At 58.2% G+C, this 23928-nt stretch carries 22 protein-coding genes and 1 riboswitch; of the genes, 8 read left to right on the top strand and 14 right to left on the bottom strand.

Features of this window, described 5'->3' with window-relative positions; genetic code table 11:
* Positions 1-19 precede the first annotated feature (19 nt).
* From AC2FJ5_RS14425 to dnaK, 8 genes are all read right to left on the bottom strand, one after another.
* Complete coding sequence (locus AC2FJ5_RS14425) at positions 20-985, bottom strand: ThiF family adenylyltransferase (RefSeq protein ID WP_496793768.1); 966 nt, start codon at positions 983-985, stop codon at positions 20-22.
* Positions 982-1578 carry a thiamine phosphate synthase gene (locus AC2FJ5_RS14430; protein ID WP_496789919.1) on the bottom strand — a complete coding sequence of 199 codons (597 nt, stop codon included), beginning with the start codon at positions 1576-1578 and terminating at the stop codon, positions 982-984. Before AC2FJ5_RS14430 ends, AC2FJ5_RS14425 begins: the two co-directional genes overlap by 4 nt.
* Positions 1575-2339, bottom strand: a complete 765-nt coding sequence (locus tag AC2FJ5_RS14435) for a thiazole synthase (RefSeq protein WP_496793770.1) — start codon at positions 2337-2339, stop codon at positions 1575-1577. The genes AC2FJ5_RS14430 and AC2FJ5_RS14435 overlap by 4 nt, the downstream gene beginning before the upstream one ends.
* 2 nt (positions 2340-2341) lie before the next feature.
* Complete coding sequence (gene thiS, locus AC2FJ5_RS14440; RefSeq protein WP_496707339.1) at positions 2342-2536, bottom strand: sulfur carrier protein ThiS; 195 nt, start codon at positions 2534-2536, stop codon at positions 2342-2344.
* Complete coding sequence (locus AC2FJ5_RS14445) at positions 2520-3497, bottom strand: FAD-dependent oxidoreductase (RefSeq protein ID WP_496793771.1); 978 nt, start codon at positions 3495-3497, stop codon at positions 2520-2522. Before AC2FJ5_RS14445 ends, thiS begins: the two co-directional genes overlap by 17 nt.
* A complete protein-coding gene (gene thiD, locus AC2FJ5_RS14450; RefSeq protein WP_496793773.1) occupies positions 3494-4297 on the bottom strand; it encodes a bifunctional hydroxymethylpyrimidine kinase/phosphomethylpyrimidine kinase in 804 nt (267 codons plus the stop codon). Before thiD ends, AC2FJ5_RS14445 begins: the two co-directional genes overlap by 4 nt.
* A gap of 44 nt (positions 4298-4341) precedes the next feature.
* Positions 4342-4448: riboswitch (TPP riboswitch) on the bottom strand.
* A gap of 165 nt (positions 4449-4613) precedes the next feature.
* The gene (dnaJ, locus tag AC2FJ5_RS14455) at positions 4614-5762 is read right to left on the bottom strand and encodes a molecular chaperone DnaJ (RefSeq protein ID WP_142637347.1); all 1149 of its coding nucleotides are present in this window, start codon (positions 5760-5762) and stop codon (positions 4614-4616) included.
* A gap of 74 nt (positions 5763-5836) precedes the next feature.
* The gene (gene dnaK, locus AC2FJ5_RS14460; protein WP_281973405.1) at positions 5837-7744 is read right to left on the bottom strand and encodes a molecular chaperone DnaK; all 1908 of its coding nucleotides are present in this window, start codon (positions 7742-7744) and stop codon (positions 5837-5839) included.
* 211 nt (positions 7745-7955) lie between these two features.
* On the opposite strand from dnaK, the gene AC2FJ5_RS14465 reads away from it, so the two are divergent.
* Positions 7956-8558, top strand: a complete 603-nt coding sequence (locus tag AC2FJ5_RS14465; protein WP_496698734.1) for an alpha-ketoglutarate-dependent dioxygenase AlkB family protein — start codon at positions 7956-7958, stop codon at positions 8556-8558.
* Here the strand turns inward: AC2FJ5_RS14465 and AC2FJ5_RS14470 are convergent.
* Positions 8555-9376: an ABC transporter permease gene (locus tag AC2FJ5_RS14470; protein WP_496692621.1), complete on the bottom strand. Its 822-nt coding sequence runs from the start codon at positions 9374-9376 to the stop codon at positions 8555-8557. The two genes, AC2FJ5_RS14465 and AC2FJ5_RS14470, sit on opposite strands and share 4 nt — an antisense overlap.
* A 122-nt stretch (positions 9377-9498) precedes the next feature.
* On the opposite strand from AC2FJ5_RS14470, the gene cysQ reads away from it, so the two are divergent.
* From cysQ to AC2FJ5_RS14505, 7 genes are all read left to right on the top strand, one after another.
* Positions 9499-10296: a 3'(2'),5'-bisphosphate nucleotidase CysQ gene (gene cysQ / locus AC2FJ5_RS14475; protein ID WP_496702870.1), complete on the top strand. Its 798-nt coding sequence runs from the start codon at positions 9499-9501 to the stop codon at positions 10294-10296.
* Complete coding sequence (locus AC2FJ5_RS14480) at positions 10296-11096, top strand: 3-deoxy-manno-octulosonate cytidylyltransferase family protein (RefSeq protein ID WP_496793774.1); 801 nt, start codon at positions 10296-10298, stop codon at positions 11094-11096. Before cysQ ends, AC2FJ5_RS14480 begins: the two co-directional genes overlap by 1 nt.
* A 48-nt stretch (positions 11097-11144) precedes the next feature.
* Positions 11145-12128: a UDP-glucose 4-epimerase GalE gene (galE, locus tag AC2FJ5_RS14485; protein WP_496787218.1), complete on the top strand. Its 984-nt coding sequence runs from the start codon at positions 11145-11147 to the stop codon at positions 12126-12128.
* The gene (locus AC2FJ5_RS14490) at positions 12088-13182 is read left to right on the top strand and encodes a glycosyltransferase family 2 protein (RefSeq protein ID WP_496793776.1); all 1095 of its coding nucleotides are present in this window, start codon (positions 12088-12090) and stop codon (positions 13180-13182) included. Before galE ends, AC2FJ5_RS14490 begins: the two co-directional genes overlap by 41 nt.
* 146 nt (positions 13183-13328) lie before the next feature.
* Entirely contained in the window at positions 13329-14315 is a 987-nt protein-coding gene (locus tag AC2FJ5_RS14495; RefSeq protein ID WP_496793777.1) for a glycosyltransferase family 2 protein, read from the top strand.
* Positions 14312-16012 carry a DUF5927 domain-containing protein gene (locus AC2FJ5_RS14500; RefSeq protein ID WP_496793778.1) on the top strand — a complete coding sequence of 567 codons (1701 nt, stop codon included), beginning with the start codon at positions 14312-14314 and terminating at the stop codon, positions 16010-16012. The genes AC2FJ5_RS14495 and AC2FJ5_RS14500 overlap by 4 nt, the downstream gene beginning before the upstream one ends.
* Before the next feature lie 6 nt (positions 16013-16018).
* The gene (locus AC2FJ5_RS14505; RefSeq protein ID WP_496692615.1) at positions 16019-17464 is read left to right on the top strand and encodes a nodulation protein NodH; all 1446 of its coding nucleotides are present in this window, start codon (positions 16019-16021) and stop codon (positions 17462-17464) included.
* Here AC2FJ5_RS14505 and AC2FJ5_RS14510 read toward each other — a convergent pair.
* The 5 genes from AC2FJ5_RS14510 to AC2FJ5_RS14530 are packed head-to-tail and all read right to left on the bottom strand — an operon-like array spanning position 17448 to position 23766.
* Positions 17448-17966 (bottom strand): L,D-transpeptidase family protein, encoded by a 519-nt coding sequence (locus AC2FJ5_RS14510; protein ID WP_142637369.1) that lies wholly within the window; start codon positions 17964-17966, stop codon positions 17448-17450. The two genes, AC2FJ5_RS14505 and AC2FJ5_RS14510, sit on opposite strands and share 17 nt — an antisense overlap.
* A gap of 58 nt (positions 17967-18024) precedes the next feature.
* The gene (locus AC2FJ5_RS14515) at positions 18025-18810 is read right to left on the bottom strand and encodes an ion transporter (RefSeq protein ID WP_271950705.1); all 786 of its coding nucleotides are present in this window, start codon (positions 18808-18810) and stop codon (positions 18025-18027) included.
* Positions 18811-18830: 20 nt separating this feature from the next.
* Positions 18831-20060 (bottom strand): class I SAM-dependent RNA methyltransferase, encoded by a 1230-nt coding sequence (locus AC2FJ5_RS14520; RefSeq protein WP_496793779.1) that lies wholly within the window; start codon positions 20058-20060, stop codon positions 18831-18833.
* Between the two features lie 38 nt (positions 20061-20098).
* Positions 20099-21931 (bottom strand): ABC transporter ATP-binding protein, encoded by a 1833-nt coding sequence (locus AC2FJ5_RS14525; RefSeq protein ID WP_496793781.1) that lies wholly within the window; start codon positions 21929-21931, stop codon positions 20099-20101.
* The gene (locus tag AC2FJ5_RS14530; RefSeq protein WP_496793782.1) at positions 21928-23766 is read right to left on the bottom strand and encodes an ABC transporter ATP-binding protein; all 1839 of its coding nucleotides are present in this window, start codon (positions 23764-23766) and stop codon (positions 21928-21930) included. The genes AC2FJ5_RS14525 and AC2FJ5_RS14530 overlap by 4 nt, the downstream gene beginning before the upstream one ends.
* Positions 23767-23928: the final 162 nt, after the last annotated feature.

Here is a 23928-nt window from a genome sequence, read left to right on the forward strand (position 1 = left end):
ATCTCGCGGTTCCTTCTGTTCACGAGGTTGAAGCCGCGACAAGAACAATCTCGCCCGGCCAATTCGGTTGAATTCGTTCGGCAGCGCGCCAGGCGCGCAATCCGGTAGCACAGCACAATGCCAGCCTTTTGCCCTTATTAGGGTCTATCTGATTCAGATCATCCGGCGATATCCGTTGCGCATCAGGATGTACCGGGCGCGGGGATTCCTCGGGGCTGCGCAGCTCGATGATCTGGTCATCTGTCGTCAGTTGCCCGGCCGAGAGAAACCGGAAACAGCTGTTCGGCTCGGGCGCATCGTCAAAGCGGAAGGCCGTGCTACGGAGTGTCCGACCATCGTATTGAACCATCTGACCCAGCACCGAGGGCGTCAGCCCAAGGATCAGGTTCAGCGCCATCTGCGCCTGCATCGCGCCTATCGTCCCAACGACCGAGCCCAGAACACCAGCGGTGGCGCAGCTTGCGCCGCTGTCCGGCGCATCGGGAAACAGCGCGCGCAAGGACGGCGCGCCGCCGCAGAAACCGCCGACATAGCCCATCAGCCCAAGCACCGAGGCGCTGATCAGCGGCTTGCCCTGCGCCAAGCAAGTGTCCGAGAGGATATAGCTGGCCGCATAGCTGTCTGCACAATCCAGGATCACATCCGCCTGAGCGACCAAATTTCCAGCATTTTCACTTGTTAGAGCCTTTTTTTTGCCACTGACGTCTATGTCCCCATTGATCGCCTTGCATCGTGCCGCTGCACGCTCAGCCTTGGGATGTCCGCAATCCGTTTCAGTAAACAGGGTCTGCCGATGCAGGTTGGACAGCTCAACCCGGTCCCCATCCAATATCGTGATCTGCCCGATCCCAGCCCCAGCCAGCAGCGGCAGGACCGGTGCGGCCAAACCGCCCGCACCGACCACCAACACACGTGCCGAGGACAGGCGCGCCTGCCCTTCGGCCCCAACCTCTGGCAACAGCGTCTGGCGGGCATATCGGCTCATCTGGTGACCTCGATCCACTGGCGCAAGCGCGCCTCGGGGTCCGCGTTCAGGGTGATATCGGTCACAACCGAGACGATATCCGCCCCCGCCTGCAAGACACCCGGCGCACGTTCGACGCTCATCCCGCCAATGCCAACCAGCGGCGTATCTCCAACACGCGCTTTCCATTCTGTGACGCGGGGCAGACCCTGCTGCTGCCATTTCATCTTTTTCAGGATGGTGGGATAGACCGGGCCAAGCGCCACATAGTCGGGGTCCATGGCCAGCACGCGCTCTAACTCATCATCATCATGGGTGGACACGCCCAGTTTCAAACCCGCCTTGCGGATGGCAATCAAATCGGCCTCGTCCAGATCCTCTTGCCCCAAATGCACCCAGTCACAGCCGGCGTCGATGGCCGCCTGCCAATAGTCATTGACCACCAGAACTGTCCCATTTGCGCGGCACAGGTCACGCGACTTGGCAATCTGGTCACGCACCACATCCATGGGCTGGTCCTTGACCCTCAGCTGTACCAACTTGATGCCCAGCGGCAGCATCCGGCGCAGCCAGTCCGAATGATCGAAGATCGGATAAAACCGGTCGAGTGTCATGACAGAAATGCCTTTCCAATAACCGGGGTCGAAGGTTCCGCCATATCGCGCGCCTCGATCGGGTCGGCCTGATGGGCCAGTTGCCCGGCCTCGATCGCGCGGGCCATCGCGCGGGCCATCAAAACGGGGTCCCCGGCGCGGGCCACAGCAGTGTTCAGCAGTACAGCGTCATAACCCAGCTCCATCGCGTGGGCGGCGTGGCTGGGCAGGCCGATGCCCGCGTCAATCACCAAGGGCACATCCGGGAACTCTGCCCGCATCGCCCGCAGGGCATATTCATTGTTCAGCCCCCGCCCTGACCCGATCGGCGCGCCCCATGGCATCAGCACCTCACACCCGGCGGCAAGCAGCCGTTCGCCAACAATCAGATCGTCGGTCGTATAGGGAAAGACCTGAAACCCGTCACTGGTCAGAATGCGCGCAGCTTCGACCAGCTGGAACACATCCGGTTGCAGGCTGTCCGTATGGCCGATCAGTTCCAGCTTGATCCATTTGGTATCAAAAACCTCACGCGCCATTTGGGCGGTGGTTACCGCCTCTTTGACCGTATGGCATCCGGCGGTGTTGGGCAGCACCAACACGCCCAGATCGCGGATCATCTGCCAGAATGCCTGCCCCGCCCCTGATTCTCGGCGAAGCGAGACCGTGGCAACACCCGCCCCGCTTTCGCGAAAGGCCTGCTCCAGAATAGCCGGGCTGGGATATTGCGCCGTGCCCAGCATCAGCGGGTTGGCCAATGTGGTTCCGTAAAAGGATTTCATCCTCAGCCCCCCTGCATCGGCGCGACGATTTCGATCCGATCCCCTTCTGCCAAAGCATGGGCAACACGCAGCCCCGAGGGCACGAAATCTTCGTTCACCGCAGTGGCGACACGGCCCGAATAGCCGCATTCCATCAGCAATTCCGATAAGGTCTCGGCCCGCACCTCGCGCGGCTCGCCATTAAGCACGATCTTCATCGACCATCTCCGAATGTTTGTGTTCAAGCGCCAGATCGGCAACGCCTTGGGCCAGCGCCGGTGCCAGCAGATACCCGTGGCGGTACAGCCCGTTGGCGTAAATCGTCCTGCCCCGACGCCGGATCCGAGGCAGATTGTCGGGAAAGGCCGGGCGCAGATCGACGCCGATCTCTAGCACCTCGGCCTCGCCAAAAGCGGGGTTCAACGCATAGGCCGCGCTGAGCAGTTCCAGCATCGAGCGCGCGGTGATGCGGGTTTTATCCTCAGATTCAATCATCGTCGCGCCCAGCATGTAGATGCCATCGCCACGCGGCACGATGTAAAGCGGCATCCGAGGATGCAACAGGCGCACGGGCCGGGTCAGCGTCACATCAGGGCAGCGGATCACCAGCATCTCACCCTTTACGCCCCGAAGATCAGACAAAGCGTCCCGCGCCTGAAGACCACGGCAGTCAATCGCGTTCTCCAACCCAGCAGGGGCGGGTTCGCGATGAAAGGCAACGCCCCGCGCGATAAGATTGTCGAAGACATCCTTTAGCGCCATGCGTGGGTCTATATGGGCTTCGCCCTTGAAATACAGACCGTTGCCGAAACCATGTAGATCAGGCTCTAATGCAGCTAGTTCCCGCTGATCTACCTCATGATACCCCTGCGTTCGACGACCAAATCGACGCAAATCCGGCAAGTCGCGCGCACCGCAAACGACCAAAGTACCGCGCTGATGAACCTTGGTCCGGGTCGCCCACCAGTCAAAAGCACCCTGCCCCAGGCGCAAGACCGGCTCTTCGGCATTTTCGAACTCGCACCACGGGGCCAGCATTCCCCCGGCCCACCAAGAACAGCTATGCGGACCCGGCAGGCCGGCGGGGTCAAAGACTTGCACCCGTGCGCCGCGATGAGCCAATTCGGACGCGACAGCCAAACCGGCCACTCCTGCCCCTATGACAGACCAGATCGTCACGCCGGCCAGACCCGATGGAAATGATGCACCGGACCATGGCCCCGGCCCACGCACAGCCCATCAGCCTGGGCGATAGCGCCTTGCAAATAAGCATGTGCCTCTGCCACGGAATCCCGCAAGCTCAGACCTTTGGCCAACCCGGCGGAAATTGACGAGGACAATGTACACCCAGTCCCGTGGGTGTTCTTTGTGTTCCGGCGCTGCGCTGTGAATTCATCCACCAATCCCGAACCGTCGACCAACAGATCATGACATATCTCGCCCTGTCCATGCCCACCTTTCATCAAAACAGACGCGGCCCCCTTTGCGCAAAGGGCCTGTCCCTGAACCACCATTTCATCCGGAGACTGCGCTTCGGACTGTCCAAGCAGGCGCGCAGCCTCGGGCAAATTGGGCGTCAGAACAGTCGCGCGTGGTATCAGAAGGTCCATAAGGGTCCGGATTGCGTCACCCGCCAGCAATGCATCCCCGGATTTCGCTATCATGACAGGGTCCAAAACTATGGGCCCGGCATAGCCCGACAGGGCATCTGCAACGGTCTCGATAATCTCGGGTGTTGCCAGCATGCCGATCTTGATCGCCCCGACATCCAGATCGTTCAGCACGGCGTCGATTTGCGCGCGGATCACACACAGAGGAATGCCATGAACGGCTGTCACGGCCAGGGTGTTTTGCGCAGTCACCGCCGTAATAACGCTGGCCCCATAAACGCCCAGCGCCGACATCGCCTTGAGGTCCGCCTGAATTCCGGCCCCGCCTCCGCTGTCGGACCCTGCAATGGTCAGGGCAATTGCCGCCATGTCGTTGCTCCATCTTCTAGGGGCAACGGGGCAGGGAAAACGTCTGTATTCATAAGACCGTTCCCTCCGCCGGTATTGCCCGGATCAGGTTCGATGGGTTGATGCAGCAGCACCTCTCAGCCTTGCGAACAAGGCACCCCAACGGTTGCGCGGACCATTTCAGGCGCGGCGACAATAATCAAGCGAAGAATTACGAGGCTCTGCCTCGCGCTCCGAGGTATTTTTGGCCAGATGAAATGCGGATCACCTGCTTCATCTGGCCCTAGATACCTCGGGGGAGTCGCGGGGGGCAGCGCCCCCTTTTTGGGAAAAGACTTCAGCCCTTCATCCCGTCCCAGAAGGATTTGACGGAGGAGAAAAAGCTGTTGGATTCCGGGTGATTATCTTCACCCAGGTCGTCGAACTCGCGCAGCAGCTCTTTCTGGCGGCTGGTGAGGTTTACCGGAGTTTCCACGGCCAGCTCAATGAACATATCTCCAACACCGCCACCGCGTAGGGCTGGCATGCCCTTGCCGCGCAGGCGCATCTGGCGACCCGATTGGCTGCCCGCTGGAATCTGCACACGCCCGCGGCCACCGTCGATGGTTGGAACTTCGATCGAACCACCAAGCGCGGCTTTGGCCATGCTGACCGGCACCCGGCAATAGAGGTTCACGCTGTCACGCTCGAACAGCCTGTGATCTGAGACCTCTACAAAGATGTATAGATCACCCGGAGGGCCACCGCGCATTCCAGCCTCGCCTTCACCGGCCAGACGAATGCGCGTGCCGGTTTCGACACCGGCTGGAATGTTAACGGACAAAGCGCGTTCTTTTTCAACGCGGCCCGCACCCTGACAGGATTTGCAGGGGTTCTTGACGATTTGACCCAGGCCCGAACAGGTCGGACAGCTGCGTTCTACTGTGAAAAAGCCTTGTTGCGCACGCACCTTGCCCATACCCGAACAGGTCGGACAGGTGGTGGGCTCAACACCGCCTTCAGCCCCGGATCCGTCGCAGGACGAACAGGCAACCGCTGCCGGGACATTGATGGTTTTCTGCTGACCTGAATACGCCTCTTCCAGCGAGACGCGCAGGTTATAGCGCAGATCCGAACCACGTGCAGCACGACGTCCACCGCCCCCGCCCCGTTGGCCGCCCATGAAATCGCCGAACAGGTCGTCGAACACATCCGAGAATGCACTGGAAAAGTCGCCCTGACCAAAGCCAGCGCCAGGTCGGCCACCGCCGCCCATGCCATTTTCGAATGCAGCATGACCGAACCTGTCATAAGCCGCCTTGCGTTCGGCATCTTTCAGGACGTCATAGGCCTCGTTCGCTTCTTTGAACTGTGCCTCTGACTCCGGATTGTCCTTGTTGCGGTCGGGATGTAATTCTTTGGCCTTCTTACGAAAGCCTTTCTTGATCTCGTCCGCTGATGCACCCTTGGATACGCCGAGCACATCGTAATAGTCGCGTTTTGACATCAGTATTTCCTTCTGCCTCAACGTAATCGGGCCGGCCCGGTGACCGGACCGGCCCGAATTGGCCCGGTTACCCGTTAGCTACGCTTGTCGTTGTCCAGATCTTCGAACTCGGCATCGACGATGTCATCCTCGCCCGGTGCAGCATCCGCAGCGGCAGGTTCATCTTCGCCGTCTTCAGCTTGCGCTTTGTAGATGGCTTCACCCAGCTTCATGGCCGCTTCGGTAACGTTCTGGATGCCCGACTTGATCTTGTCGGCATTCTCGGTTTCCAGCTCGTCTTTCAGCGCGGCAATCGCCAGCTCGATGGCTTCGATGGTTGTTGGATCAACCTTGTCGGCATGTTCTTCCATCGACTTTTCTGTCGAGTGGATCAGGCTTTCCGCCTGGTTCTTTGCGTCGACCAGCTCGCGGCGTTCCTTGTCGGCCTCCGCGTTCTCTTCGGCGTCCTTGACCATCTTTTCGATGTCCTCGTCGGACAGGCCGCCCGATGCCTGGATGGTGATCTTCTGCTCTTTGCCAGTGCCTTTGTCCTTGGCCGAAACCGAGACAATGCCGTTGGCGTCAATGTCAAAAGTCACCTCGATCTGCGGCATGCCGCGCGGTGCTGGCGGGATATCTTCGAGGTTGAACTGACCCAGGATCTTGTTGTCCGCAGCCATTTCACGTTCCCCTTGGAAACAGCGAATGGTCACCGCGTTCTGGTTGTCTTCGGCGGTCGAGAAGACCTGAGACTTTTTCGTCGGGATCGTGGTGTTGCGGTCGATCAGTCGGGTGAACACACCACCCAGCGTTTCGATACCCAGCGACAGCGGTGTCACGTCCAGCAGAACAACGTCTTTGACGTCACCCTGCAGAACACCGGCCTGAATGGCGGCGCCCATGGCAACCACTTCGTCCGGGTTCACACCTTTGTGCGGCTCTTTACCGAAGAATTTAGTGACCTCTTCGATCACTTTCGGCATCCGGGTCATACCACCGACCAGAACAACCTCATCTACATCGCCAGCCGACAGGCCAGCATCTTTCAGAGCAGCCGCGCAGGGCTTCATCGACTTCTTGATCAGATCACCAACCAGCGATTCCAGCTTGGCACGGGTCAGTTTCATGACCATGTGCAGCGGCTGGCCGTTGGCGCCCATCGAGATGAACGGCTGGTTGATCTCGGTTTGTGAGGTCGAGGACAGTTCGATCTTGGCTTTTTCCGCAGCTTCTTTCAGACGCTGCAGCGCCATCTTGTCCTGGGACAGATCGACACCGTGTTCCTTTTTGAACTCATCCGCCAGGTAGTTGACGATGCGCATGTCAAAGTCTTCACCACCCAGGAAGGTGTCGCCATTGGTCGATTTGACCTCGAACAACCCGTCGTCGATTTCCAGAATGGTTACGTCGAAGGTGCCGCCACCAAGGTCATAAACCGCGATAGTTTGGGTTTCTTCCTTGTCCAGACCATAGGCCAGAGCGGCAGCTGTCGGCTCGTTGATGATCCGCAACACTTCCAGGCCGGCGATTTTACCGGCATCTTTGGTCGCCTGACGCTGTGCATCGTTGAAATAGGCCGGAACGGTGATGACGGCTTGTGTGACTTCCTCACCCAAGTAGCTTTCAGCGGTTTCCTTCATCTTGCCCAGAGTGAAGGCCGAGATCTGGCTTGGGGAGTACTTTTCACCGCGGGCTTCGACCCACGCGTCGCCATTGCCGCCATCAACGATGGCGTATGGTACCATTTTCTTGTCTTTTTCGACTTCGGCATCATCCACACGACGACCGATCAGGCGTTTGACGCCAAAAACCGTGTTGTCAGGGTTGGTGACCGCCTGGCGTTTCGCAGGCTGACCGACCAGTCGCTCATCTTCGGTGAAGGCGACGATCGAGGGTGTGGTCCGCGCCCCTTCGGCGTTTTCGATGACCTTCGGCTGCGAACCGTCCATGATGGCAACGCACGAGTTGGTGGTGCCGAGGTCAATCCCGATTACTTTTCCCATATGTTCAATCCCTTTCTCTTCAAGGCGATGTCCCGAGGCCCGACCCGTTATGGCATCTGGCCCCGATCTGATTTGCGCAATGGTCCTACACCATCGCGCGTCCCGGCGTATATAAGGACGGGAACAGGGGCCTGCAAGCATTCACAAATGCAGGTTTTCAGGAATCTGCAGCCTTTTTAGCAAGGTTTTGGCAAGGATTGAGGAATCTGGAATGGCGCGGCTGCTTTTACGCGGTTTTGAAATCAGGAAAGCTTACCTTGACGGAGTTGCCCAGGCACAGCTGATCACGCTGTTGCGTCCGATTCTGAAATCAGCACCTTTGTTCCGCCCGACCACCCCTTCGGGCAAGGAAATGTCTGTTCGCATGACCTCGGCCGGGGCGCTGGGTTGGGTCACTGACAAGAACGGGTACAGGTACCAGCCGCACCATCCAAAGGGCATGGAATGGCCCACCATTCCAGACTGCATTCTGGATATCTGGCGCGATCTTGCCAGCCCCGAACGTGACCCCGACTGTTGCTTGGTCAACTACTATGGCGAAGGGGCGCGAATGGGCCTGCATCAGGATAAGGACGAGGCCGATTTTTCCTGGCCGGTCCTTTCGATCTCATTAGGTGACGACGCGTTGTTCCGCATTGGCAACACGACCCGAGGGGGCAAAACGGAATCGATCTGGCTTGGCTCGGGCGATGTTGTTGTGATGGGCGGACCCGCGCGCCTAACCTATCACGGGGTAGATCGCATTCGTTTCGGGTCTTCAAAACTGTTGCCAAAGGGCGGGCGGATCAACCTGACCTTGCGCGTGGCGGGTTAACGGCGTGCGCTCCAGCTTTGCGACACATGCTGGCGGGTAAAGAAAATTCCAAGCAAGCCGATCAACAACAGAGCCAACCCGACCCAGACAGGATATTCCCAGTTGGTATTGCGCGGATAGTAATTTCGAAAAACGAAACCCCGACACTGGTCGATAATGTGAAACAGCGGATTCCAGGCGAACATGGTCAACATGAACCCGCCCAGCGCATTGCCGACGAACATTTTCCCCGAGAACACCATATTCAGACGCCGGTAAATCGTGCTCATGATCGTCGCAGTGGTCGGAAACCAGGGCTTGATCGCCATGAACACCACGCCGACCGCACAGCCCGTGAACCAGGCCAGCATCAGCATGGCAAAGGCGCCACCGGGCTCCTGAATTTCCAGCGGAGCAACCGATACGCTGTAGACAAACAGAATGATGACGATTGTCAAAACCTGAGTATACAGCGACCCGAAAGCAGCAGCCATAAGCACGACCATCATGTTCATCGGCGAATGCAGCATCATCGGGTTATTACCCGTGTCCACTCCGGAAACCGAACCGACGGCTTTAATGTGCGTCAGAAACAGGAAAACCCCAGACAGCAGATACAGAATGAACTCACCCCGGATTTTGGCAACGCGCGCGCCAAGAAGGGACATGATCACGTAAAACACACTCACCAGCACCAGAACCTGGAAAATATTGATAAGCACCGAAAGCACAGCATTGCTGTGTTGAGATCGGACATTCCGGACCACGGCGTGAAACACCAGTTCCGCCGTCGTAAACGCACCGCCTATAAGCGACCGGTTTCGCTTGTAATAAAACACCCGAAGCGTCTTTCCTGTATTATTGCCTGCAATCTGGCACGAAATTCTTGCCGTTCCGTAACCAGCACAGCATAAGGCCGTCAGGTTATTCGATCAACAAATCACAGGAACGGAGCTTTTTTGTGACCTATGATGCCCTCATCCCCGTCATCCGACGTCTGGCCCTGGAAGCGGGCGATACGATCATGGACATCTATAACTCGGATGAGTTTGACGTGAAGGTCAAATCCGATGCCAGCCCCGTGACCGAAGCAGATGAGGCCGCCGATGCGCTGATCTCGGCCGGTCTGCGCGTGGCGTTCCCCGATATCCTGCTGGTGACTGAGGAACAGGCCGCCTCGCATTCTGAAAAAGGCGATACGTTCCTGATCGTTGATCCGCTGGATGGCACCAAAGAGTTCATCAACCGGCGCGGCGATTTCACCGTTAATATCGCGCTGGTCGAAAACGGCACCCCAACGCGTGGCGTGGTTTATGCGCCAGCCCGCGGCCGGATGTTCTATACTTTGGCCGACGGGCAATCGGTCGAGGAAACCGGCGCGCTGGACAAGGATCAACCCGGCGCCGTGGCTCCGATTTCGGTCTCTGATCCAGACAATTCCGCGCTTTTGGTCGTGGCCTCGAAGTCACATCGTGACCAGGCGACCGACGATTACATCAACAAATATCAAGTGCAGGACAGCAAAAGCGCGGGCTCGTCGCTGAAATTCTGCCTGATTGCGACGGGCGAGGCAGATATCTATCCCCGCGTTGGCCGCACGATGGAATGGGATACCGCAGCAGGTCACGCCGTGCTGACAGGTGCGGGCGGCAAAGTTGTCCGGTTCGACAATCATGCGCCGCTGACCTATGGCAAGGACGGCTATGCAAACCCGTTCTTTATCGCCTACGCTCCGGGTGTAGACCTGAAGGAGGCCTGATGTCCGTTCTGATCGCCATTCCCGCCCGCTACGCCTCGACCCGCTATCCGGGCAAACCTCTGGTGCCGCTCACCGGGGCCAGTGGCAATGCAATGACTCTGATCGAGCGGTCATGGCGCGCGGCCAGTTCGGTCTCGGGCGTGGACCGCGTTGTGGTTGCCACCGATGACGACCGCATTCGCGAGGTGGCCGAAGGGTTCGGGGCCGAGGTTGTGATGACCTCGGAAACCTGTGGCAATGGCACCGAACGCTGCGCCGAAGCGCATGATGTGCTGGGCGCAAGCTATGACATCGTGGTGAACCTGCAGGGCGATGCACCGCTGACCCCGCATTGGTTCGTCGAAGATCTGATCACCGGTCTGCGTGCCGCACCCAAGGCTGGGGTGGCCACTCCGGTTCTGCGCTGCGACGGCGATGCACTCAACAGCCTGCTGAATGACCGTAAACACGGGCGCGTCGGTGGAACAACCGCCGTTTTCGCCGCCGATCACGGCGCGATGTATTTCTCGAAAGAGGTCGTGCCCTTTACTTCACAGACTTATGCGGGTGGGGATGAAACGCCGGTGTTTCACCATGTAGGCGTCTATGCCTACCGCCCTGACGCGCTGGCGGCTTATCCGTCCTGGCCTGTCGGTCCATTAGAGCAACTGGAAGGGCTGGAACAGCTGCGTTTCATGGAAAACGGGCGTAAGGTTCTGTGTGTTGAGGTCGAATCCAAAGGCCGCCAGTTCTGGGAACTAAACAATCCGCAGGACGTTCCCAAACTTGAAGAGATGATGGCCGCGATGGGGCTGGACTGAGTGCCGCAGGCTGTCGCACCCTGAAAAACCGGAATAACGGGATCTGATATGACACATATCCTTGTAACCGGCGGTGCCGGATATATCGGATCCCATGCCTGCAAGGCGCTGGCGCTGGCCGGGTACACACCTGTCACCTATGACAACCTGATCACCGGTTGGCAGGACGCGGTCAAATTTGGCCCGTTCGCACAGGGTGATCTGCTGGACCGGGCGCGGTTGGATGAGGTTTTTGCCAAGTATCAGCCCGCTGCCGTGATGCATTTCGCCGCGCTCAGCCAGGTGGGTGAGGCGATGTCCGAACCCGGAAGATATTGGGCGAACAATGTCACCGGTTCGCTGACCCTGATCGAGGCCGCCGTGGCGGCTGGATGTCTGGATTTCGTGTTTTCGTCGACCTGCGCCACCTATGGTGAACATGACAATGTGGTCCTGGACGAAAACACCCCGCAAAATCCACTGAACGCTTACGGCGCCTCCAAACGCGCGATCGAGGATATCCTGCGTGATTTCCAGGCCGCTCACGGGATGAACCACGTGATTTTTCGCTACTTCAACGTGGCTGGCGCCGATCCGGACGGAGACGTAGGCGAATTCCACCGCCCCGAGACCCATCTGGTTCCGCTGATGTTGGATGCGATTGACGGCAAGCGCGACGGGCTGACTGTGTTCGGAACCGACTATGACACGCCCGACGGCACCTGCATCCGCGACTATGTGCATGTCTGCGATCTGGTGGACGCGCATGTTCTTGGGCTGCGCTGGCTGGAACAGGGCAAAGACAGTCGCGTTTTCAACCTGGGCACCGGGTCCGGCTTTTCAGTGATGGAGGTGATCGAACAGTCGAAATCCGTCACCAATCGCGCAGTGCCCTATACAATCGGTCCACGCCGCGCCGGAGATTGCACCAAGCTGGTTTCGGGCTCGGACAGGGCCGGGCAAGAACTGGGCTGGTCCCCCAAAAGGTCCGTGTTAGAGACAATGATTGCCGATGCCTGGCGCTGGCATCAGAACGGGCATTACGACAGATGAGGGCCGCGTGAGCGATACCCTGCCGCCAATCGGATGGGTGCAACGCTATCGCTTGCGCCTGAAACGCAGGCGGCTGTTGTGGCGATCCTTTCGCAGCCGCCATCAGTTAACCCAACTGGTCGACCGAACCGACCAGATACGCCCGGGTGCGATACTGGTCTTTACCACCCTGCGAAATGAAATCACGCGCCTGCCCTGGTATTTCCATCACTACCGGTCGCTGGGCGTTGATCATTTTCTGATCGTGGACAACGGCAGCGATGATGGCTCGGTCGCATATCTGAAAGATCAACCGGATGTATCCCTGTGGCAAACCGATGCCAGCTATCGCGCCTCACGATACGGGCTGGATTGGCTGACCTGGCTACAGATGCGATTTGGTCACGGCCATTGGACTTTGATGGTGGATGCGGATGAATTGCTTATCTATCCCGAATGGGACAGCCATCCGCTGCAGGATTTGACCCAACAGCTAGAGGCACAGGGGCGCGACGCTTTCGGGGCGCTGATGCTGGACCTCTACCCCAAAGATCAACTCGGTGCACAGCCCTATGAGCCCGGAACCGACCCGACCAAGGTTTTGGGGTGGTTCGATCCCGGCCCCTTCCGCGCCAAACGGCAAACGCCGCTGGGCAACCTCTGGGTTCAAGGCGGTGCACGGGAACGCGTGTTTTTTGCTGACCGGCCCGAGCGGTCACCAACTTTAAACAAACTACCGCTGGTACGCTGGTCGCGGCACTATGCTTACGTGAACTCCTGCCATTCCGCCCTGCCCCGAGGTTTGAACGCCACCTATGACGGACCGGGGAGCCACGACCCTTCAGGCGTGTTACTGCACACAAAGTTCCTGCCCGAGGTGGTCATCAAATCAAGAATCGAGAAAACCCGAGCGCAGCATTTTCACGACCCGGCGGAGTTCGACAACTATTATGATGGCATAATTAACCGCTCGATCATGTGGGATCCACAATCGGTGGAGTATATCGGATGGCGCCAACTGTGTGAGCTTGGCTTGATGGGTAAAACTGACTGGAAAAACAACGTTTCGGACTAACTACTTTTAAATGCGTTGCTTCATTAGATAGTAAAGTGGCATAAAATGGCATTCGCCCGGCTCCACTCTGGCTTGTTCAGGCCCCGGGTATGCTCGCGTATAAACAAAGGTTGGGCAGTCGCGTGAGCCTGTTGGATTCATACCGAATGAGATTGCGGCGCAAGCGCCGCCTGTTGCGTTGCGTTCGCAAACGACGCGAATTAGAAGCGGTTTCCGACAAAACCAACGCCATTCAACCCGGTGACATCCTGTTGATGAGCGTGGTGCGAAACGAAAAAATCCGCCTGCCCTATTTTCTGGAATACTACCGAAAACTTGGCGTTGATCGCTTTTTGTTTGTGGACAACAACAGCGACGACGGCACCCGCGAGTTTCTGAGTAGTCAGCCGGACGTATCGGTCTGGCGGTCGAACGGCAGCTATAAGCGGGCCACATATGGCACTGATTGGTCGAACTATCTGCTGCGCAAATACGCCGATGGGCACTGGGTTCTGACGGTCGATCCGGATGAGTTCTTCATCTATCCGTTCTGCGACACGCGGCCCATTCGCGCCCTGACCGACTGGCTTGATGGCTGTGCCGTCCGCAGTTTCGGCACCATGCTGATCGACATGTACCCGCAGGGCCCGGTAGATGCCGAACCCTATCGTGAGGGGCAGGACCCCTTCGAGATTGCCCGTTGGTTCGATGCCGGAAATTATGTGATCAGCAAAAACCCTGAATACGGGAATCTCTGGATACAGGGTGGACCGCGCGCCCGTGTCTTTTTCCGCCAAGCTCCGGAAAAGGCGCCTGCGTTGAACAAGATACCGCTGGTCAAGTGGGACCGTCGGTATGTCTATGTCAGTTCGACCCATTCGCTGCTGCCACGCGGGCTGAACCAGGTCTATGACGATTGGGGCGGCGAAAAAACCAGCGGGGCGTTGCTGCATGCCAAGCTGATCAACACCTTGGGCGACAAGGCACATGAAGAGATGGAGCGGCGTCAGCACTATCGCGGGTCCGGCGAATATCGCGCCTATGCCGATGGGCTGAACGACCGTCCGGTGTTTTGGTGCGACTGGTCCGAGGCTTATATCAACTGGCGACAGCTTGAGATTCTTGGCCTCATGTCGAAAGGGAACTGGGCATGAGCAGCCTTGGCGTCATCATGCTGGTGCATGCCGCGCTTCCAAGGGCGCACCAGGTCGCGCGCCATTGGGCGGCATCCGGCTGCCCGGTGGTGATCCATGTCGACCGCAAGGTTGCGGACACTGTTTTTGATGACTTTGTAGCCTCCTGTGCGGACGAATCTCTGATCCGGTTCTCGGAGCGCCACACCTGCAACTGGGGCGGTTGGGGCATTGTTGCAGCCTCGCAATCAGCGGCTGAACTGATGCTGAAGGCCTTTCCCGATGTACACCATATCTTTCTGGCCTCGGGCGCCTGCCTGCCGCTACGGCCCGTCGATGAGCTGGTCACATATCTAGCGGAACGGCCCCGTGTCGACTTTATCGAAAGCGCAACAACAGCTGATGTAAGCTGGACGATTGGCGGACTGGATCAGGAACGATTTACTCTGAGATTTCCGTTCTCGTGGCGTAAACAGCGCAAATTGTTCGACGCTTACGTAAAGCTACAGCGGACCATCGGAATCCGACGGTCGATACCCGAAGGTCTGGTGCCGCATATGGGCAGTCAATGGTGGTGCCTGACCCGTCAAACGCTGTCGGCCATTCTGCAAGATCCCAAACGCAAAACATATGACCGCTATTTCCGGCGCGTCTGGATTCCCGACGAAAGCTATTTTCAGACCCTAACCCGGCTTTATTCAACACATATCGAAAGTCGCTCCCTGACGCTGTCCAAATTTGATTATCAAGGTCGCCCGCATATCTTTTATGACGATCATCTACAGCTATTGCGACGGTCGGACTGTTTTGTAGCACGCAAGATCTGGCCCCAGGCCAATCGGCTTTATCAGGCGTTTCTGACCAACCAGGCACAGGCGATGAAGCCTACAGAACCCAACCCGGGCAAGATCGACCGGTTATTCTCGAAAGCGGTCGATCGCAGGACCCGAGGCCGGGATGGCCTGTATATGCAAAGCCGCTTTCCCCGCCACGGCAGCGAGAACGGACTGACGTCGTTCCCCTATTCGGTATTCCAGGGGTTTACCGAACTGTTCGCAGATTTCGAGCCCTGGCTATCGGAAGCCACCGGAACAAAGGTCCACGGTCACCTCTTCGGTCCCGAACGTGCGGAATTCGCCGGCGGGGCGCCTCTGGTCAACGGCGCACTAAGCGATTGTGCCAGCCTGCGGGACTATAACCCTACAGCGTTTCTGTCGAACCTGATCTGGAATACTCGGGGCGAGAGGCAGTGCTTTCAATTTGGCCCCACGGATACGCAGGATATCAACTGGTTTCTGGCGCGCGACAGAAATGCGCAGATTTCCGTTGTCACAGGCGCCTGGGCCATTCCCCTGTTCCGTTCGAATGGAAATTTCGCGGATATCCGTAACGAAGCCGCCCGCCTGCAACAAATCGAGACCAAACAGCTTGAGGTTTTAACTTCGGTCTGGACCAAGGCCAAAGTGCGCACCTGGTCGCTGGCCGAGTTTGTGGAATCTCCGATGGAGCCTCTGCAATCAATTCTGGAAGAAACCGGATGCCAGAATCCCAGCCACCTGACCCAAGCCCCTACGATGGTCGACCTGTCCGGGTTCGGGAAGTTCCTACAAAACCTAAAGAACCAGGGTATGCACCCTTATCTTATGGGAGATTTTCCAGCCGATGACATTTTTGGCCGGCAACTCAGGCCTTATCGAAAACCATATCTGGTGCAATAGCGTTTCATGTCATCCAAGTTCGACTATTTCGTAATACTTGCCGCCATGCGGACCGGATCGAACCTGCTTGAGGCAAATCTGAACGCATTGGAAGGAGTCTCCAGCCATGGTGAGGCCTTCAATCCTCATTTCATTGGCAGGCTAAAGGGGGACAGCCTGTTGGGCGTCACTCTCGAAGAACGCGACAATGACCCTAAAACCCTGCTGAACGCCATCCGATCAGCTGAGGGTGAAATGAACGGGTTTCGCTTTTTCCAGGGCCATGATCCGCGTGTGTTAGAGCCTGTTTTAGATGATCCGAGTTGCGCCAAGATCATTCTGACGCGCAACCCTCTGGACAGCTATATCTCGTTGAAGATTGCGCGCGAGACCAAGCAATGGCAGCTGAAAAACGTCAAGCGGCGGCGCACCGAGCAGATCGCCTTCAACCCTCGTGAGTTCGAAAACTATCTGGACCAGCAACAGGCCTTTCAACTGACTTTGCTGCATCATCTTCAGGCCAGCGGGCAAACCGCCTTTTTCATCGCTTACGACGATCTGAACCGGCTCGACAGCCTGAACGGCCTGGCGGCCTGGCTTGGGGTATCGGGTCGGTTGACCACGATCGACGACACGCTCAAACCCCAAAACCCTGAGCCGGCCTTGTCCAAGGTGACAAACCCTGATGAGACCGAACAGGCCTTGTCGCGCATCGACAGTTTCAGCCTGCACAGAACTCCGAATTTTGAACCCCGGCGTGGCGCGGCCGTTGCGACCTATGTCGCCACGCCGAAAACCCCGTTAATGTATCTGCCCGTGCGGAGCGGCATTGAAGGGGTTGTGAAGCAATGGATGGCAGCGCTTGATTCAATCAGTGCGGATGACCTGATCACTGATCAAAACCGCAAAAAGACCCGCCAGTGGTTACAGGATCATCCGGGGCATCGCAAATTCACCGTGGTGCGGCACCCGCTGGTACGCGCACATTCGGCCTTTTGTTCCTATATCCTCAGCACCGAGCCCGGCGCCTATCTGAAAATCCGCAATATGCTGCGCAACCGGTTCAAGCTTCCGATCCCCGGACAGTTACGCGCTGAAAACTACCCCATCGAACAGCATTATGAGGCATTCTCGGCTTTTCTGACCTTCCTGCGGCAAAACCTGGCGGGACAAACCCCTGTGCGCGTTGACGGCGTTTGGTGCAGTCAGGCGCAGGTGTTGGAGGGCGTAGTCGGTTTTGCCCTGCCGGATCTGATCCTGCGCGAGGAAGAAATTGCAACTGCCCTGCCTGATCTGGCGCGGCGGCTGGGTCATGACAGCCCGCCCGCGCCCGGCAATACCAGACCAGATATCCCGTTTTCACTGAGCGATATCTATGACACCAAACTTGAGGCGCTGGCGGCCGAAACCTACCAGCGCGACTATATGCAATTCGGGTTTGACGTCTGGAAGCCGGTTACGGGCGCAGCGTAATCACTGTGCCGCGATTCACCATCGCATAGATCTCTTCGATCTCTTCATTCTTGACAGCGATGCACCCTGCCGTCCAATCCGATTGCTTCTTGGCACGCTTTTTCTCGGACCGGGTTTTCGGCTCGCCGTGGATGAAAATGTCACCGCCCGGATCAACGCCCGCAGCCTTGGCCTCTGCGATATCCTTCGAATCCGGATAGGAAATCCCCAGCGACAGGTGATAGCGGCTTTTGGGATTGCGCCGGTCGATCAAATAGGTGCCCTCTGGCGTGCGGCCGTCGCCGCGTTTTGTTTTGGTGCCATTGGGGGCAAAGCCAAGATCGACCTTATATTCCTTGAGGACATGTTCATTGTGCAGAAGATAAAGCTTCCGCGCGCTTTTGTTGATGACCATAGAGGTCACCTCGGGGCCATCATAGGCCAGAAATCTGGGGTTGGCCGAGGCGCAGGCCGAAAGACCCAGCGTAGCCACAGCACCCATTCCAAATGCTCGACGATCCATGTTTAATGCCTGCTTCTGCTTTTTTTTGTGATTATGCCAGAAATCCAGAAAACTGAAATCACTTTTTGCTGTTCGACTGCTCAAGCAAGCGGCGTTCGATGGATTCCAGCCTTTCCAGCACCTCATCACGATAGGCATCGGTTTTCACCTCATCCTCGGCGTGATGGGCATCCTGCATTGAATTCACGATCAGACCAACCAACAGGTTCACCACTGCAAATGTCGTAACCATGATGAAAGGCACAAAGAATATCCACGCATAGGGATAAACCTCCATCACCGGGCGCACGATGCCCATGGACCAGCTTTCCAGCGTCATGATCTGGAACAACGTATAGGCCGACAGGCCCAAATCGCCGAACCAGTCCGGGAATGTGCCCGAGAACAGCTTGGTTGAAATTACCGCGCCGATGTAAAACAGGATCGCCATCAGCAGGAAAACGCTGGCCATACCCGGCAAGGCCGAGATGAAACCCTCAACCACCCGGCGCAGCCGTGGCGCGACCGAGATCACCCGCAAGACCCGCAGGATCCGCAGCGCCCGCAGAACTGACAGGCCACCGGCGCTTGGGATCAGGGCAATGCCAACAACGATGAAGTCAAACAGGTTCCAGCCATTGGTAAAGAACCGCCGCCCCGTGGCGACCAGCTTCATCGCGATCTCGGCAACGAAGATGGTCAGGCAGAGGCTGTCCAACACCACGATCAAGGGACCCGCGGCCTCCATCAGCGTCGGTGAGGTTTCCATGCCGAGCAGGATGGCGTTGAAGATGATGACACCTGTGATGAACCGACCGAAGGTCGGGTTTTCAGTGATATCATGCAGGCGCTGGGCAAGCCCCATTCTGAAACTCTCCTGTTTGGTCATGATGCGGGGTTTAGTGCAAACCGCGCGGCAAGTTCCGTGTGTGACGACCATCGAAATTGGTCCACCACCTGTACCCATTCAAGGGTATAGCCTGCGTTAATCAGGTTTTTTGCATCCCGCGCAAAGGTCACGGGGTTGCATGAGACATAGGCGATGACCGGGGGCAGCGCTTGCGCCAGCTCGGCCACCTGCGCCTCAGCCCCGGCGCGGGGCGGGTCCAGGACAACCGCGTCAAAGTTCTTCAGCTCATCAGGCATCAATGGGCGGCGGTACAGGTCGCGCGCCTCGGTCGTGACCCGTTTCAGACCTTGCGCGCGACGCCAGCCTTGATCCAGAGCGGCGGTCATCAGGGCCTCACCCTCAACCGCGTGTACTTCGGCGTCCTCGGCCAGTGGCAATGAGAATGTCCCGCAACCCGCAAACAGGTCCACAACCCGCTTCGCGCCCTTGGTTGTCTGCAAAACTGCCTTTAATAGAGCCTGTTCTCCGTCCTTCGTGGCCTGCAGAAATGCCCCTGGAGGCGGCACGACAGCCGCCACGCCAAACCGCTGAACCGGGGCATGGCGCGAGGCGATCACCTCGCCGTCCCAGCTGAGCCGCGCAAGCCCATGTGCCTCGGTCGCCTGTGCCAGGGCCAGTTCCAACGGACCGTCCAGCGGTTTGCCGCCTTTGACGGCGACATCCAAACCGCCCTCGGACAGGGTCAACGTAACGGCCAACGCCCCCTTTCGGCTACCGCCCAAAAGGGCAAGCGCCTCGGCCACGGGGACAGCTGCAATCAGGGCCGGATCAAGCAGATGACAATCAGAGATTTCGGTAATCGTGTCCGAGGCACGGCCATGAAACCCGGCCATAGTGCCTTTTTTGGTCCGCCGAACCGCAACTGTGGCCCGCCGCCGCGAGCGTTCAGGCGAGGTGTGAATGGGCCGCATCGGGGCATCGAGCCCCTGCGCGGCCAGCGCGTTGCGCACGACCTCGACTTTCCAATCCGCGACGAAATCATCCGCGGCATGCTGCAGCTGGCAGCCACCGCAGGCTTTGTAATGACGGCAGGGCGCTTTGACCCGCTGGTCCGAGGGGGTCTCGACCCGTATGTCGCTCAGCACTTGACCAACCAATGTCCCGCTGACCACCTCCCCCGGCAAGGTGCGGGGGGCGTAGATCGGTCCATCGGCGATGCCGTCGCCCTGATGACCAAGGCGTAAAATGCTGTAATGCTGCGTCATGAGGGCCTGATAGCTGGGCTTTACCCACAACAAAACCCTTATTCGGCGGCGGCGGCCTGAATAAACCCGCCCGATTGGCGATCCCAGAACCGGGCATAAAGCCCGCCCTGTTCCAGCAAGTCGTCATGGCTTCCCATTTCAACGATCTGCCCTTGATCCAGAACGACGATCCGGTCCATCTCGCTTAGCGTCGACAGCCGATGTGCAATCGCCAATACCGTCTTGCCCTGCATCACGCGATGCAGCGCGGTCTGGATCGAGGCTTCGACCTCGGAATCCAAGGCCGAGGTCGCCTCATCCAGCACCAGAATCGGCGCGTTTTTCAGGATGGCGCGCGCAAGTGCGATCCGCTGCCGCTGACCGCCGCTCAGCTTAACGCCGCGCTCGCCCAGATGCGCATCATAACCCTTGCGGCCATGGGCATCCCGCAGGCCAAGGATAAACTCATGCGCTTCGGCCTTTCGCGCCGCCGCAATCATATCCTCTTCTGAGGCGTCGGGGCGGCCATAGAGGATATTCTCACGCGCCGAGCGGTTGAACATCGCAGTTTCCTGCGTGACCATTCCGATTTGACTGCGCAGACTGTCCTGCGTTACCTGTGACACATCCTGCCCATCAATCCGAATTGCGCCGTTTTCCCCTTCATAGAGCCTGAGTAGAAGCGAAACGAGCGTAGATTTCCCCGCACCCGATGCCCCGACGATACCCAGCTTTTCGCCGGGATGTACGGTCATGGTCACGTCAGTCACGCCGCCAATATCACCGCCATAGGCAAAGCTGACATGGTCAAACTCGATCTGGCCTTGGGGCGCGCTCAGCCGGGTGGCGTCGGCTGCATCCTCAACCCGGTCGCGTTTGGCCAGGGTTTTCATGCCATTCTCAATCTCGCCGACATTGGCATAGAGCCCCATCAGCGTGAAACTGACCCAGCCGGTCATCTGCGAAATTCGCACGGACATCGCGCCCGCCGCGACGATATCACCGGCGCTGGCCATCCCAGACCGCCACAGCAGCAAGGTCACCCCCAGCAACAGCACGGGCAACACCCCAGCCAGAACCATCAGTATGAACCTGAAACTGGCGGAAAGCTTGCCAAAGGCCAGCATCTTTTCGCGCAGATCGACCATCGAGTTTCGGGCTGCCTGATCCTCGAACTCGGAATGGGCGAACAGCTTGACGGTTTTGATATTGGTGATCGTGTCGACCACCTGCCCCGACACCATCGCCCGCGCCCCGGCCCGCGCCGCTGAGCGTGCCCGGATGCGTGGCAAATACCAGCGGATCAGCAGGAAATACACCGCCAACCAGGCGGCGAAGGGCAGCATGACCAGCAGATGAATAGACCCTAACAAAAGCAAAGTCCCTGCCAGAGACGCCAGCGCAAATACCATTGCGCTTATCGTCTCGGACACGACCGAGGCCATCGCGTTCGAAGTTTGCATCTGTTTCTGAGCGATCCGCCCGGCAAAATCGTCGTCGAAATAGGTCACAGACTGACCCAAGGTCCACCGGTTCAGCTTGGCCAGAACCAGGGGCGGGATATTGGGCATGACAATATAGTTGTTGGAAAAGGCCGAAAGACCAAACAGCGCCGGTCGCAGCAGCATGAAAAATGCGGCGACCCCTCCAATTATCCAAAGATTGCCCGCCGTCAAAACCCCATCCGGCCCGCTTTCGTTTGCCATGTCGATCACCAGACCCAGCATCCAGGCGGTTCCGGCCTCCATCGCCCCGGCAGAGGCCGAAAACACGGAGGCGACAAGGATCATCGGCCAAGCTCCGGACAGGCACCAGCGAATGAACGCCCCCAGCCTTTGCGGCGGGGGCGTTTCGGTGGGTTTGAACGGATCTATGAGATCGGCAAGTTTCACTCAGCTGCCTCCGTGTTCAGGAAGCCCCCAGATTGCCGTGCCCAGAACTGGGCGTAAAGCCCGCCCTGTGACAGCAATTCGGAATGGGTGCCCTGCTCGACGATCCGGCCGCCATCCATCACCAGGATGCGATCCATTTGGGCAATGGTGCTGAGGCGGTGGGCAATCGCGATCACGGATTTGCCCTGCATCATGCCATAGAGCGTTTCCTGAATCGATGCTTCGACCTCGGAATCCAGCGCCGAGGTCGCCTCATCCAGCAACAGGATCGGCGCGTCCTTCAGGATCACCCGCGCCAGCGTCACCCGCTGCCGCTGACCACCTGACAATTTCACGCCCCGCTCGCCCACATGCGCATCATAGCCCGTACGCCCCTTCGGGTCCTGCAGGTCAAGGATGAACTCATGCGCCTCGGCCTGTTTGGCGGCGGCAATCATCTGCTCTTCGGAAGCCTCGGGGCGGCCATAGAGGATATTGTCGCGCACCGAGCGGTGCAGCAACGCGCTGTCCTGTTGCACCATACCGATATGGATGCGCAAGCTGTCCTGAGTGACCCGGGCAATGTCCTGATCGTCGATCAAAATGGCCCCCTGCTCCACATCGTAGAACCGAAGTAGGAGCTTAACTAGGGTCGATTTCCCAGCTCCCGACCGTCCGATCAGACCGATCTTTTCGCCAGGCTCGATGGTCAGGTTGATATGGTCCAGCCCGCCGGTTTTGCGACCGTAATGATGCGACAGATAACGAATCTCGATCTTGCCGTTGGACAGATGCAGGGGTTTGGCCTGCGGCGCATCCAACAGGTCGATCGGCTGAGCGATTGTCTCCATACCTTCGGCAACGACACCAAGCTGGCGGAAAAAACTGGTCAGCGCCCACATGATCCAGCCGGTCATCGCGTTCAGGCGCAGGGTCAGGGCTGTGGCCGCCGCGACCACACCGACCGTAGCACTGCCCTGCATCCACAGAGCAATCGCCCAGCCAACCACACCAACGATCAGCAGCCCGTTCAATGCAACCAGAACCGCATCCATGATGGTGAAAATCCGCATCTCAGCCTGAAAGGTACGGCGGGTTTCCTCGATCGCTTCGCGCGCATAATCCAGTTCCTGTGCCCCATGGGCAAACATCTTTACGGAATGGATATTGGTATAGCTGTCCACAACCCGGCCCGTTACGGCCGAGCGCGCGTCTGAGGCCGCCTTCGAAGCCGGTCCCACCCGCTGCACCGTCCAATGCACCAGAAACCCATACAGCACGAGCCAGATCAACAACGGCAACAGCAGCCGGGCATCAGCCGTCATCAACAAAATGGCTGCGCCGATCAGGTATGCCAGCGAGAAGGAAATCGCATCAAACACCTGAAACACGGCCTCACCCGCAGCGGGCGGCGTCTGCATGATCCGGTTGGCAATGCGGCCTGCAAAATCATTCTCGAACCAGCCCACCGATTGCCGCAACACGTGCTTATGCGCGCGCCAACGGATCAAAGTGCCAAAATTCGGCAGGATCGTGTTGTTCAGCAACAGCACGTCAACGACATGCAGCATGGGTCGCAGCAGCAGCACAAAAAGCGCCACCAGGATCAGTTCCGTACTATGGGTCTGCCAAACTTCGTCCGGCGGGGCGGACAGCAAGTCAACAACGCGACCCATATAATAGATCAGACCGACCTCAACCGCGGCCACCACGACCGAAATCAATCCGGCCCAGAAGAACACCCGCATAAAAGGGCGGGAATAGTTCAACATAAAGGGCCACAGCCGTGTCGGCGGCGTGTCGGTTTCTTCGTAGTCGACAAAAGGGTCGACGAGATTTTCGAAATAGCGAAACATAGAGAGTGCTCCGATTGAGCAGATAACAAGTCATGCGAAAAAAGATGGCGCCAGAACACCACCCCTACGGGTCAAGTGTTATGGCTTTAGCCGAACCAGATCCCGTAATACATTCGCATCCCTCCATTCATGTTACAGGCGCAAGAAAACACAAACGATCCG

It is taken from the genome of Ruegeria sp. CDSA221 (assembly GCF_059611825.1).

What these genes read in the sequence shown, in the direction of transcription:
- AC2FJ5_RS14530 (WP_496793782.1), bottom strand. Translation starts at nt 23,766, where the DNA reads ATGTTTCGCTATTTCGAAAATCTCGTCGACCCTTTTGTCGACTACGAA.
- dnaK (WP_281973405.1), bottom strand. Translation starts at nt 7,744, where the DNA reads ATGGGAAAAGTAATCGGGATTGACCTCGGCACCACCAACTCGTGCGTT.
- AC2FJ5_RS14465 (WP_496698734.1), top strand. Translation starts at nt 7,956, where the DNA reads ATGGCGCGGCTGCTTTTACGCGGTTTTGAAATCAGGAAAGCTTACCTT.
- AC2FJ5_RS14425 (WP_496793768.1), bottom strand. Translation starts at nt 985, where the DNA reads ATGAGCCGATATGCCCGCCAGACGCTGTTGCCAGAGGTTGGGGCCGAA.
- thiD (WP_496793773.1), bottom strand. Translation starts at nt 4,297, where the DNA reads ATGGCGGCAATTGCCCTGACCATTGCAGGGTCCGACAGCGGAGGCGGG.
- AC2FJ5_RS14510 (WP_142637369.1), bottom strand. Translation starts at nt 17,966, where the DNA reads ATGGATCGTCGAGCATTTGGAATGGGTGCTGTGGCTACGCTGGGTCTT.
- dnaJ (WP_142637347.1), bottom strand. Translation starts at nt 5,762, where the DNA reads ATGTCAAAACGCGACTATTACGATGTGCTCGGCGTATCCAAGGGTGCA.
- AC2FJ5_RS14500 (WP_496793778.1), top strand. Translation starts at nt 14,312, where the DNA reads ATGAGCAGCCTTGGCGTCATCATGCTGGTGCATGCCGCGCTTCCAAGG.
- AC2FJ5_RS14490 (WP_496793776.1), top strand. Translation starts at nt 12,088, where the DNA reads ATGCCTGGCGCTGGCATCAGAACGGGCATTACGACAGATGAGGGCCGC.
- AC2FJ5_RS14495 (WP_496793777.1), top strand. Translation starts at nt 13,329, where the DNA reads ATGAGATTGCGGCGCAAGCGCCGCCTGTTGCGTTGCGTTCGCAAACGA.
- AC2FJ5_RS14430 (WP_496789919.1), bottom strand. Translation starts at nt 1,578, where the DNA reads ATGACACTCGACCGGTTTTATCCGATCTTCGATCATTCGGACTGGCTG.
- AC2FJ5_RS14505 (WP_496692615.1), top strand. Translation starts at nt 16,019, where the DNA reads ATGTCATCCAAGTTCGACTATTTCGTAATACTTGCCGCCATGCGGACC.
- AC2FJ5_RS14515 (WP_271950705.1), bottom strand. Translation starts at nt 18,810, where the DNA reads ATGGGGCTTGCCCAGCGCCTGCATGATATCACTGAAAACCCGACCTTC.
- AC2FJ5_RS14435 (WP_496793770.1), bottom strand. Translation starts at nt 2,339, where the DNA reads ATGAAATCCTTTTACGGAACCACATTGGCCAACCCGCTGATGCTGGGC.
- galE (WP_496787218.1), top strand. Translation starts at nt 11,145, where the DNA reads ATGACACATATCCTTGTAACCGGCGGTGCCGGATATATCGGATCCCAT.
- AC2FJ5_RS14480 (WP_496793774.1), top strand. Translation starts at nt 10,296, where the DNA reads ATGTCCGTTCTGATCGCCATTCCCGCCCGCTACGCCTCGACCCGCTAT.
- thiS (WP_496707339.1), bottom strand. Translation starts at nt 2,536, where the DNA reads ATGAAGATCGTGCTTAATGGCGAGCCGCGCGAGGTGCGGGCCGAGACC.
- AC2FJ5_RS14520 (WP_496793779.1), bottom strand. Translation starts at nt 20,060, where the DNA reads ATGACGCAGCATTACAGCATTTTACGCCTTGGTCATCAGGGCGACGGC.